Source organism: Paenibacillus silagei, from assembly GCF_017874735.1.
In the GTDB taxonomy this organism is placed as follows: domain Bacteria; phylum Bacillota; class Bacilli; order Paenibacillales; family Paenibacillaceae; genus Paenibacillus_AQ; species Paenibacillus_AQ silagei.
In genome coordinates, this window is sequence record NZ_JAGGLV010000001.1 from 142,938 (window position 1) to 155,514 (window position 12,577).

General features: G+C 45.3%; 8 protein-coding genes. All 8 read right to left on the reverse strand.

Annotated features, from left to right (window positions below; all coding sequences use genetic code 11):
- Positions 1-113 precede the first annotated feature (113 nt).
- The 8 genes from metK to J2Z70_RS00610 all read right to left on the reverse strand — a co-directional run bounded on the left by metK (position 114) and on the right by J2Z70_RS00610 (position 12,572).
- Entirely contained in the window at positions 114-1,316 is a 1,203-nt protein-coding gene (metK, locus tag J2Z70_RS00575; RefSeq protein WP_036699242.1) for a methionine adenosyltransferase, read from the reverse strand.
- Positions 1,317-1,519: 203 nt separating this feature from the next.
- Complete coding sequence (locus tag J2Z70_RS00580; RefSeq protein WP_209868427.1) at positions 1,520-1,792, reverse strand: alpha/beta-type small acid-soluble spore protein; 273 nt, start codon at positions 1,790-1,792, stop codon at positions 1,520-1,522.
- A gap of 188 nt (positions 1,793-1,980) precedes the next feature.
- Positions 1,981-2,550 carry a hypothetical protein gene (locus J2Z70_RS00585; RefSeq protein ID WP_209868429.1) on the reverse strand — a complete coding sequence of 190 codons (570 nt, stop codon included), beginning with the start codon at positions 2,548-2,550 and terminating at the stop codon, positions 1,981-1,983.
- An 86-nt stretch (positions 2,551-2,636) separates the two neighbouring features.
- Positions 2,637-5,396 carry an Ig-like domain-containing protein gene (locus J2Z70_RS00590; protein ID WP_209868431.1) on the reverse strand — a complete coding sequence of 920 codons (2,760 nt, stop codon included), beginning with the start codon at positions 5,394-5,396 and terminating at the stop codon, positions 2,637-2,639.
- Between the two features lie 589 nt (positions 5,397-5,985).
- Complete coding sequence (locus J2Z70_RS00595; protein WP_036721689.1) at positions 5,986-6,327, reverse strand: hypothetical protein; 342 nt, start codon at positions 6,325-6,327, stop codon at positions 5,986-5,988.
- 126 nt (positions 6,328-6,453) lie between these two features.
- Entirely contained in the window at positions 6,454-10,374 is a 3,921-nt protein-coding gene (locus J2Z70_RS00600) for an S-layer homology domain-containing protein (protein WP_209868432.1), read from the reverse strand.
- A gap of 198 nt (positions 10,375-10,572) precedes the next feature.
- Positions 10,573-11,700 (reverse strand): glycosyltransferase family 4 protein, encoded by a 1,128-nt coding sequence (locus J2Z70_RS00605; protein ID WP_036721693.1) that lies wholly within the window; start codon positions 11,698-11,700, stop codon positions 10,573-10,575.
- 113 nt (positions 11,701-11,813) lie between these two features.
- Positions 11,814-12,572, reverse strand: coding sequence for a WecB/TagA/CpsF family glycosyltransferase (locus J2Z70_RS00610; RefSeq protein ID WP_342592968.1), 759 nt, complete (start codon positions 12,570-12,572; stop codon positions 11,814-11,816).
- Positions 12,573-12,577 lie beyond the last annotated feature (5 nt).

Below are 12,577 nucleotides of genomic sequence, written 5' to 3' on the forward strand. Positions count from 1 at the left end.
AAAGTTTAGAAGATGACGGCTGAGGGCACATCTGCTTACTTTTTCACAAAAAAAAGCCCACACATCACCCTCTTCATGAGGGCTTCTGTATGGGCATGTTTATTCTTAATTTCTTAGATTCCAGACTGAGCCTTTAACAAATCCGCCTTATCCACGCGTTCCCACGGAAGGTCCACATCGGTACGGCCAAAATGTCCATAAGCTGCAGTCTGTCTATAGATAGGTTTACGCAGATCCAGCATTGAGATGATTCCCGCCGGACGAAGATCAAAGTTATCGCTAATCAGTTGAACCAGCTTCTCCTCACTGATCTTGCCCGTTCCATATGTATCCACATTGATTGATACAGGGTTTGCAACTCCGATAGCATACGCCAATTGAATCTCGCACTTGTCAGCAAGGCCGGCAGCGACCAGATTCTTCGCTACATAACGAGCCGCATAGGCTGCAGAACGGTCCACTTTGGTCGGATCTTTACCGGAGAAGGCTCCGCCGCCGTGACGGGCATAACCGCCATATGTATCCACAATGATCTTACGACCAGTCAGACCGGCATCTCCTTGAGGACCACCAATAACGAAACGGCCAGTAGGATTAATGAAATATTTAGTGGCTTCATCCAATAGTTCAGCCGGAACAACCGGAAGAATGACATGCTCTTTGATGTCTGCCTGAATTTGCTCAAGGGTAATTTCTTCTGCATGCTGGGTAGATACAACGATAGTATCCACACGCACCGGCTTGTCGCCTTGGTACTCAATCGTAACCTGGGTTTTGCCATCCGGACGCAGATATTTCAAAGTTCCATCTTTACGGACTTCCGCCAGACGCCGGGCAATCCGGTGAGACAGGGCAATCGGAAGCGGCATAAGCTCAGGTGTCTCATTCGTAGCGAACCCGAACATCAGACCTTGGTCACCGGCACCAATGTTAGCAGTCTCTTCAGCTAATGACGCAGGGTCCCGATGCTCAAGAGCAGCATTTACACCCTGGGCAATGTCTGCCGATTGCTCGTTCAAGGAGCTAAGGACAGCACAAGTATTATAATCAAAGCCAAACTTCGCGCGGGTATAGCCAATTTCCTTAATAGTATTACGTACGATTGCCGGAATATCCACATATTCAGATTTAGTGCTAATTTCCCCGATGACAAGCACAAGACCTGTTGCTACAGCTACCTCACAAGCTACACGGGCATTAGGATCGTTAGCAAGAAATGCATCTAGTACCGCGTCGGATATCTGATCACAGATTTTATCGGGGTGTCCCTCCGTTACGGACTCAGAAGTAAACAGATGACGCCCTTTGATCGACATATACAACAACCTCCCATATTGTTGATCTGACACTGTATTCAAGGGGGCTCCCTAGTAGATAACAGGCCAAATATAAGTAGTAGAATAATAATGGCCAATGCCTGTTTTATTCAAAAAATGAACCTTTTCCAGATGGAAAAGGTCTACGGCCTTCCTCAAAGGTCATATTATCTTATTTACCGGTGGCTGTCAATTGAAGCCAGTTATGCGAAAAGAGACTGCTCTGCCTGTTTGATCAACCTCTTTGTGATTTCCCCGCCAACAGATCCATTATCTCTGGAGCTCAGATGTCCCAGATATGGAGTTCCTCCAGAAACACTTGCTCCGCCAATCGTCCCCAGCTCAGAAGCAAACTCCGTATCCATTCCTCCGCCGTACGAAGCTCCATATAATCCGAATTCAGAAGCAATTTCATATTGCATTTGTTTCAGCATTGCCCGGCTCTCTGGTACCACAGTGCGATTTGTACGTGCCATGTTACAGCACCTCCTGCGAATTTTTTTTAAGATTACAGGTGGTATTGTGTACGAATCCCAAAGGCCTGAGTCGGCTTAATGTTTGTCAACTGTGGGAATGAGTTCCGGTGTATATGGAGGTCCAAAATAGGGCATTCTTTATATAGAAAGAAAATGTTAATTGTAGTGTAACTTAAATGGGTTGCAGCTTATTTTAGAGTATATGCTCCACGGACCATAACAACGATTTTCATCGTTTGACCGTCCTGTACAGCAATTCCACGGCCATCCCGGGGGAAAGATAACAGATGATTCGTAGGCGCAGCTACACCATTCGCCAAATCGACACCATCCGTCAAGTCAGCTACCCCATTAGCATCTTGGGAATAAATAACCGCTTTGCCGGCGCGAACAATAAATTCTGCACCCGCCCCGGCAATCAGGGTTTGTCCAGGTTTCACATCAACGATTTCGCTGGCATTGCCCGTATTGCCTGTATCACCCGAACCGGAAGCCGGCGCTTTGGTAGGAGCTGTGGTTGCAGCCGGTGCATTAGTTGCAGTAGCAGCCGGAGTCTGAGTAGGTGGACTAATTGTTCCACCCTGCAAAGCCTTCTGGATCTGTTGGTCCACATAGCTTTTAGTAACCACCGGGTCCTCAGCCGTTCCTGGCTGTGATCCAACACCGGCGCCTTCAGCCTTTAAGTTAAGCACGGAGCCTGCCCACAGGCCACCTGCCAGCAGCACTGCTGACATCGTAACTTTCCAAGCGGTCTTCACAAGTGATTCCTCCTCATAATGGGATAAATGGCTATAAAAAAAGAATAGCCTCCGAAGAGGCTATTCCTAATTGCAGTAATCGGAGATTACTTAACAGTGATGGAAGTACCAGTGTTAACTTTATTTCCTTCAACGTCAGTGATGTTAGCAATAGGTGCTACATCTCTAACTTTCACACTCAATGTGTAAACAGTGTTACCATTAAGATCGATAACTCCATTTGCATCATTGAATGTTACATAGAACTTGTCGGCTGCAGAAGCATTACCGATAGTAGCAAATGATGAAGGATCTACAGGAGTACCATTCAGCGTGAAGATAAAGTCACCAGCATCTGCATTCTTAACTACTTCAGAGAATGTCAGAATCATTGTTTTGCTGTCAGAAGCGGATACTACAGCAGAAGACAATGTAGGTCTTACTCTGTCACCCAGTTTGATGACCTGTTCAAAAGCAACGTCCAAACCGTTTCCGGCAGTATCCACGATACCAGCAACTGTGAACTTGTAGTTTTTAGTTTCGCTAATGCTGGACTTAGGAATGTGAACTTCTGCAACTCTTGTAGTGCTGCCACTTGTTGCAGGCAGCAACGTTACATAAGAACCAACTGGAAGTGCAGCGTCAGCCAATGTATAACTGTTATTATCTTGAAGCGATTTGATGTTAAGTTCTGAGTTATCCGTAGCAGTTACACGGATTACGTAATCTGCGCTAGTCTCAACCTCAGTTTGGTATACAGCGCTGATAACTGTTGGTCTTTCAGTATCAGTGGAAGCACTGCTTCCTGTTACAGGCAATACTGTTGCAGCAGATTTGTTCTTAGCGTAGCTCGTATCAGCCGCAAGGCCTGCAGGTAGACGAAGAGTTTGAGCACCAACTACAGCAGTCGTTCCTACTTTGAATGTCAAAGACTTGCCATCATTAGAACGGCCAGTATAAACCAGATCAGTATTGGCAACACCAGTAGAGTCATTGATCAAAGTCAGACCATTAACATTACCATAAGTAACTTCTTCAGAGAACTTGATAGTGATACCAGTTCCGGCTTTGTAAGTTACGCTAGTTACCGTTGGAGCTACTGTATCCTTAGTGAAAGTGATTGGTTGGGACAGTGCAGTTCCCAGAGTGTTACCAAGTGTATCACGAACACTTGCTCCGAAAACAATTGTTCCTGTGAATGTTCCACTCTCAGGCAGGCTCGCCATAGTTGAAGTCAAGATGAACGTCTTGCCATCAACACCAGCATTGATTTGCATAACACTCTTCAGTTCACCGTTAGGGTCGAGCAAACGTACGCTACCTACCAGGGAATTGAAATCAATGTTTTTATTGAATACAACTTTAACTTTCTTGTCGCCTTCTGCAGTCGCGCTTACGATTGTAGGAGCAGCGGAATCAGCAGTTACAGTGACAGAAGCTTTTGTTGGATTAGGGTTAGCAACATTTCCCGCATAATCAGTCAGATTAGTCAGGGATACATCATAAGTTGCGCCACTAGTCAATGCAGAACCAGTGTTCAAAGTCACTTCGTCAAGTGGAGCATAAGTATCGCGGCTCACACTTGCTGGAGCGCCGTTAACGTATGCAATCAACCCAGCAGTTTTAACTGGCTCGCTCAGTTTAACGTAAACTTTGTTAGTTGTTGTTTTAGCAACAGAGGATACGGAAGCAACAGTTGGAGCAGTTGTATCAGCAACAGTCAACAAGTTAGTGAAGGCTGGAATAGCTTCCCCGGCAGTTGTTTTCACACTGTCTTTAATTACAACAGTGTAAGTACCTTTAAGATACTCACTACCTGCAAATGTGATCCAAGCTTCTGTACCATCGGAAGCCAGAACTACGTTTGCGTTATTAGCATTCACCAATTGATCGCTGTTGTTAACACGAGTTACTTTAACAACTTCATCAATCAATTTCGCGCCGTTAGCAGTGTTTTCAACAAGTGTTTCTCCATCAATAGCACGGTTGAACTTAACAACCAGTTGCTTAGCGTTTGGAGCAGTTACGGAAACTACCTTAGGAGCCTGCAGAGTTACTTTTGCAGTGTAGTCCTTTTCAAGGTGTTTGAAGTTGATTGTTGTTTCAACGCCTGCTACCAGAGCAGTTGTCAATTCAACGTTTGCAGTAGTTTTGTCAGAGAAAGTTACAACTACTTTGGTTGGGCTTACTGCTTCAGCAGAAGCTACAGTCAATGTAGGAACTTTACCGATTTGATCAGCATAGTAAGCTGTTTCAACTACCAAAGAACGAAGAGCGTTAGCTTTGAAGTTGGCAGTTTTCTCTACCAGACCAGCGTTGATAACTGCTTGCGCATAGCCCTTAGCCCATACAGATGCACTGTTATCAGTTGTAGTTGGTTGTTCCAGCTTAAGAGCGATAGCCAATACTTTAGCTACTTCTTCAACTGTTACTTTACCGTTGTAGTTGAAGATACCTTTAACAGTATCTTGACCCTGCATCAATCCTGCTGCAGTAACTGCTTCGATGTAAGGAACAGCCCAGTTTTTAGCGTTGTAACCTTTATCGTTGTAAGACAACTTGCCAGTTACTTCAGTAAGACCGAACAATTTAGTAACGATCTTAGCGAATTCTCCGCGAGTCAGATCTTTATCAAGATGAGCCTTACCATCAGGGAACCCATTAACAACACCCTTTGCTGCTAAAGCATCAAATGCTTGTTGTGGAGTTACCTTTGCTGTTTCACCAAATGCTACAGAGGCAAACATCGAGAATGCCATTGCTGTAGATAATGCTACGGATAAAATTTTCTTCATAACCTTTTTTTCTCCTCCTTGGACATTCATAAACTGGGATTTTTCTTTAGTTGTGTAGCTCATATCACTCATTTGTCGAGCACCCCCTTTCCCGAGTTGAGCAGATTAAGTATAAATAATGTCTGTGACGGGTATCACAGAAACTTGTAAACAGCTTCAAGGCATAGTAATACTAGATTCCTAATTCTACCTAAGTATTATACAATGTGCCTCTAGTCACGTAAAGCTAATTTTTCCATTTAGCAATGAACAGTGCCTTGAGGGCATTCCGCAATTGCCTTGTGCAAGTGACTCTACACCTTAAACGCAATAGTTTCAAAAAAGTTGCGCTTTGGTTAAAAAAACTTTTTCTGCCCTGCTGTATCCCTGCCCCGATACTCTAGAAGATACAATATGTATGTTCTACTAACTATTGTTAATGTTGGGTGGCTACGGGAATCAGTATAGCATAGAGGCATTCCAAACGTCATTAAACAATATTTGCTAAGTTTATAAACAAATATTGCATACTAAATGTGGTTTTTTTGTTGACCAACATTCGAGCTAATAAGTATATACCCACATTGCAGCAGGGTTAACACGTTCCCAGATAATGATTGACATAAAGAAAGGCTACTGAGATCAACTCAGCAGCCTTACCTTCAACTCAGTATATCCAGGGCTATCGAATCTTCATAGATAGCTGTATTAACTCCTGGCGCTTCTCAGGACTTGCATTTACATTCTCATACATGGCATCGATCGCTGCGCGGTTCTCACGGTAGGTCTTCTCATGCTTGATGGTGCTATGGGACCAATCGATCAAAGCATTCTCAGCAATAACAAGTTCATTATAAGCATCATGGAAGCCAGTTGCTTGGACAAGCTCTTCCATTACCTCCTGAGTGATCTCCTGCAGAGCCCGCTTCGCTGCAATTTCCTTTTCCATAACCTTTGCTCTATTCTCAAACATATTCTTTGCTTTCGTGTAATCCAATTGTGCTTTTGATAAAATCGGTTTCATCGATGGCTTTCACCTTTCACGTAAAAATGGTTTCTTTGACATTGTAACGCAAATGGGAGCAGATTACAAAGATGTCCGAATGGTAATTTAACCTGAATAAGGTTTTTACTCTGGGACTGTTACTGCCTAGCTCAGGGTTTTAGGGAAAATTGTAGTGCTTTTCTTCAAAAGCTCCACAGCAATTTTACCAGCCTCAGCTCTTGTCATATTGGCTTTAGGATTAAAGTTGTACGAAGCCTTCTTTTGGCCCGTAGTGGTCACTTCAGCCCCATTCATAATTTTAGCCTTTGACACGGCCTGAACTGCGGCTAATGCATAGGACTCTATCTTACCGGAATCCAGGAAGGACTTGGCTACTGCATCCTTTAATTTCTGATCATTAACCGGCAGCTTCAGCTTGAGTGCTCTGGCAATCATCACAGCCGCTTGCTCACGCGTAATCGGTTGATCTGGACCAAATACCCCATCGGTAAGTCCAGTCACAATTCCGGCTCTGGATGCTGTCTCAATATGTTCATAATCCCAGGTTACTGAACTGGCCCCTGGAACCAAATCTGAATAGGTCTTATTACTATCGTAGTTAAGCGGCAGGTTCAAGCCCTTAACAAGCAGGGTCGCGAACTCTCCTCTTGTTGTCTGATCGTCTGTGCCAAACTGTTCAAAACGGAGATTATTCATGATCCCCTTGGAATACAGGGCATTAAGAATGTTTCGGGCCCATTGGTGATTCGTAATATCGTTATAGCCACGGCTCATTTTCATAACCTTGTAATAACCAAATTCATCAAACGGAACACTGATTGTATGCTTGTTGGTATCCACAGTACCACCAATATTCACCCATTCACGGTTGGAGTTATATTGGAATACAGTGACAACAGTCCCCGCGTCATCAACAACATTGGAGTCAAAAGCCAGTGTTAGTTTCCCCCGCTTGGATGGAGTGATCTTGCGCTCTGCCGGAGTCTGCGGATCACCGAACAAACCATCTACAGAATATGGAGCCAGGCCATTCGTTGCAGGAATGTACCCTCCAGTCGATACTGTACCCAATTCGCCCAAGCCTCCGCTAATCCAGTACACATCGGATATTCTTACGAAGTTACTGCTCTCATATGGAGAACTGAAACGAAGTGAGAATTCATCGGGAATGGTCCAGTTAGGAATTCCGCTCTCTTCAAATGTTACCGGGAAGCCGATGACATTGCCATAATCGTTACGGCGTTCGACCACACCTGTTGTCGGTTCAGCAATACCGAAGCGAAGTTTGGTATCAGGATAGAACTTCTTCAGATTGCGTGTATCTGTACTTTGCATTACAGTCCCTTTCGGGAAGGTCAATTCCAGCTTCTTATTAAATACACTGTATTTGTCCGCTACCTTAGGCGCCATGTATTGCGAATCAACTGCTACAGTGCCCGTATAGAATATTGAGATAGTATCTGTACTTGTACTGCTTCCTCTGACAATTTGAATTTTGATGCTGTTTGCCTTATCTGGCTTCAAGCCTACGTAATCCAGAACGAACCTGCCCGGTCCCAGATCCGTTCGCTTAACGGCCTGCTCTTTGTCAATAACTACACTTGTAGCTCCCTCAGCCTCAATATCAAAATGAACAAAGTTCTTGTTCACAACATACTGAGTCCCTACAGAGGGCTGAGGAGACAGAATGCGGTAAGCACTGACCTCCCGGATCAGCTCCAGTTTCTGACTAGTCTTGGCACCCGTGCTGTTGATCAGTTCCAGCGTATAGATGTAGGTTCCCGGTGTATCATTGGTGAGATCCTGAATCCGCATTACGAAATCCTTCTGACTGCCGGCAAAGCTGGTAGTATAACGTTGATCCGCAAACACAGGGCTTGCTGTATTAGCAGCACTGGCGTTAGCCGGAATATCAAGCGACAATATATTTTTGGTACCCATGTTCAGATTCAGTTTCACTGCCCCGCTGCCTCGCAGCACCAAATCATAGGTTTTCAGACTAGTTGTATACTTTGTATCATTATAAATAAAATCAGGTGTCAGATTGAACAGCTTCGTGAGCAGTACATCCGTTGGTCCAAAATTAGCGTCCGGGAATGTAGGTCTTCCTGTGCCTAAGGCCGGCTGGAATTTGCTGATGGTTGATACATTCTCATCAAGAATATAGACACGCAGTTCCTTGCGGACCTCACGAACCTGTCCTTTTTCATCTACCCCTGTTCCTGTCAGGACAATTTTATTCTCCCCGAATACAATAGGTCCCTCTTTAGCATCAATTTTTAAATCTACAGAAAAAGCACCATCACTTGGATTTGGCCACTTCTCTGTTCCTGTAGGTTTTATTTTCAACCCATTCACATACATTTCAGCCAGGAAGTAGCTGCTACCCAGATTAAAGTCGATATATTGTCCCTTTACGTTCAATACTTTGCTCTCGCTGGAGTTAATTACATAAGTCTGCCCATCCGTAAGGTTGGATACATAAATGTAGCTCTTCGAGGCAAAAGAAATATTCACATCCTTGTTTGAGGATGAGCCATCTATCTTGAACCGGACGGTCTGATTCCCGTTCTGGAAATCCGTAATTTTAAAGATATGTTCTGTTGGCGATACCGCCTTTATCCATTCCGGCGCTAAAACTCTGGTGGACAAAGGCAAATAGCTTGCAAGCAGCTTTACAGGAGTGGTTGTCATAGCTGTATTGGTTTTAACCAAGATATAGAATTCTCCAGAATCCACCTTAGCCCCATTCAGCGCTACTCCGGCAGGTACTGTCCCTGTTGTTCCGTTATACCCCGGCAAATACTTCATATCTGTAATTACAATGTTATTCTTCATATACTGAAAATCAATGGACCGGTTAACGGTCTTGGTTCCATACGCTACTGAAAGATTGTGCGTCTGCTTTTCTAAACGGTTAGCAGGTGTTGCATTATCCTTTGTTAAGGTCAAAGGGATTTTAAATGTTACCAGCCGATAAGCAGGCGAATCCTTAATTGGAGAAGGAACTAAAATTTCGGAGCCTGATTTCAACCCCACCGCACCACTGCTGCTAAGTGTTAAACCTTCCCCATATTCAATAGCGGGTACTGCACTATCCAGCTTCACAACTGCCGAACCGCTGAAAGGCACTCCGGCATTGTCTGGAACCATCATCTGGACAAATAGGCTGGCAGTATCTTTATCCTCTGTCATCACTGGCTGATCTCCGTATAAAAGGTCCTGCCCTTGACCGGTACTATCTCCTAAGTACATAGCGACTATTGGGTTCTTCTCATCATAATAGAAAATTGAATATTGAAAGCTGAGTGTGTCAGAACCATTCTGTACAACCAGCTTAAGGCTGTTCACCCCAGGCTTAAGCTCCATACGCTGGGAAAAGAAAGTGCCATCCTGCAATAATGATGTGCTTGAAGCAGTGCCATCATTAAGGGAAACCGTAACCTTGGTGGCATTCTGCGCTTTACCTTCAAGTGTGATTTCCTTGTTGGCTACGACTAACTGTGCGCCTTCATTTAGATTCAGCTTCTCTGATCCTCCAAGAACCTGAAGCTTCTCCACATAAGGAACCTTATCGAAGAGAACGTAAAATGCTTCTGAGCGATCATTGCTGCCTTGCGATCCGGTCAATGTAATCCGGTTCATACCAGGATACAAGGTCAGATTGGCACTGAAACGGTTATCGGGGCTGTCAACATCCAGTTGGACCACTCCCGGTGTTACGTGTGTAGGATCTTCCAGCCATTTGTTGTTCTGCTGATCCCAATTTAATAATTGTACATTTGCTCCGAGTGTAGAACTGGTTACCTTTGTAAAGGTACCTGTAACTGTCAGGCTTGCATCTGTCACCTGCAATACATTATCTCTGGCAATTTGCAATGACGGCACTGAAGATGATGGAAGTAAAGTCAGATCAACCGTATTCCGAAGCTTTTGATTATCCGGTGTAAAGTAACTGGTCGGCTTATCTGCAGCCGCCGCAATATTCATAAGTCCCGGCGGGACTAAGGATACCAATAAAGCGAACAGAAGTGTCCAGATAAATGTTTTTTTCATGCGCTGCATGTCATTAACCTCTCCCTTTTGTTGATGATAATTATTTTATCGGTCCAGCAGCCCATAATATGAAGGACTCCGCCCAACTTTTCTGTAAGCGGCATCCAGATCTGCAATAAGACAAAAAAAAGAGCGTACCCTTATGGAAGGATACGCACCGATATTTAATGAAACAATTTGTGAATCGTAATTCAGCTTCAAAAGAAATTATAACTTACTGCCCCGCTCTTGCCCAACCTTCATCCGCATTCTCAAAAACAAATCAATCACCGGGCGCTTGGTCTTGCTGATGACGCCGGTGATCTCTGCGCCGATCTGGAGGAAGAAGAGCATGACGCAGATGACTACGAAGGTAACCCAGTTGGCTTCGTAGAGCGAAGCAGAGGTCTGGATGACTGCCAGGATACCGAAGAATGCGGCAATGCCGTAGATGATCAGTACCGTCTGGCGGTGGCTGAAGCCGAGCTCGCGCAGACAGTGATGGAGATGGCCTTTATCCGGAGCGAAGATCGGCTTCTTCTGCAGCTTGCGCCGGACGATGGCGAAGAACGTATCCGATAACGGAACTCCGATAATCAGGAGTGGTGTGATGAATGAAACCACCGCAATCTGTTTGAAGCCGAGGAGTGCAAGCAGTGCCAGGCAGAAGCCCAGGAACAGCGAGCCCGTATCTCCCATGAAGATTTTGGCGGGATGGAAGTTGAAGAACAGGAATCCCAGTATGCTGCCCAGAAGCAGCAGACAGAGCAGGGCAACCATCGTGTTCCCCATCAGGAAAGCCATGACAGCAATCGTAGCAATGGCAATACCGGATACGCCTGCTGCAAGCCCGTCCAGCCCATCGATCAGGTTCACGGCGTTCGTGACGCCGACAATCCAGAAGATCGTCAGAGGGATGGCAATCCAGCTCTCTAAGGAAGAATAGCTATTATGAAAAGGAATATTTACGAAATCTACCGTGATGCCAAACCCGAAAACCACAATACAGGCAGCGGCAATCTGGCCCAGCAGCTTCACTTTGGCTGATAGCTCAAAACGGTCATCCAGACCGCCGATCAACACAATCAGGCCTCCGCCGCATAGCAGCGCTTTAATGAAATTAGCCTCCCGGGGAGTGAAGTCATACGGAATAATTGGTAATACGGCAAGCAGGCCTAACACAAACGCCAGAAATATGCCGAGTCCGCCAAGGCGGGGCATGATCTTCGTATGCACTTTCCGGGCATTTGGCACATCTGTCGCACCGATCTTAATGGCGAATTTCTTCACGAACGGCGTCAAAAGCAGTGCAAGCCCCATGCACACAACGAATCCGGCGATGTATATGATTAACATGTGAAAAGTCGACCTCCATTTCTCTACCGCATTGAATTATACGCTGAACCAAAAACAAATTCCAATACTGTTTTTAGGCGGTAACACGGATTTTTTCAGTAAATTTCCTCATTTTACTGTTCTTTTGTCACTTTATCTTTCTCTCGTACCACTTTTACTGCGAATTTCGGCAGCGCAAGCATTCTTTTGTAACGTGTGGGTTCCTTGAGCAGCCGGTATAACCATTCTGCCCTTAATTTCTGGAAGGCCACAGGGGCACGGCGGCTCTTGCCGGAGATCACATCAAAGCTCCCGCCGACACCCATCATCACCGGGATCTGCAGCCGGGCTTTGTATTTGGCGATCCATGGCTCCTGGCTGTCCGCCCCTCTGGCAACAAAGAGCAAGTCAGGCTTCGCTTCAAGGATTCCGCCCACAATGTGTTCATCCTCTGCCGGACCAAAATACCCGTCATGATATCCTGCGATGACAATACCGGGATATCTTGTTTGTAACCGGGAAGCCGTCTCGCGAATCACCTCAGGGGTTGAACCGAGCAAATATACTCTCCAGTTATAGCTTTCGCCTTGGTGCAATAATTCATGTAAAAGATCAAAGCCCGCTACACGCTCAGCTACAGGCTCCTGACAATACTCCGCGGCCCACACCACTCCAGTTCCGTCAGGGACAACCAGCTCTGCTGATTTCATAATCTCCATATAAGACGGATTCTCCAGCGCCGCCATGACCATAATCGGATTGGCAGTAATTACCTGATGAGGCTCACGCTTATGAACCGCCTCTGTCAGATAAGAAACGGTGGTCTTCATATCCGCCTTGGATACTCGTATGCCAAAAATGGGTACTGTCGGTAATGCGCTATCTGCTTTCACTTGTC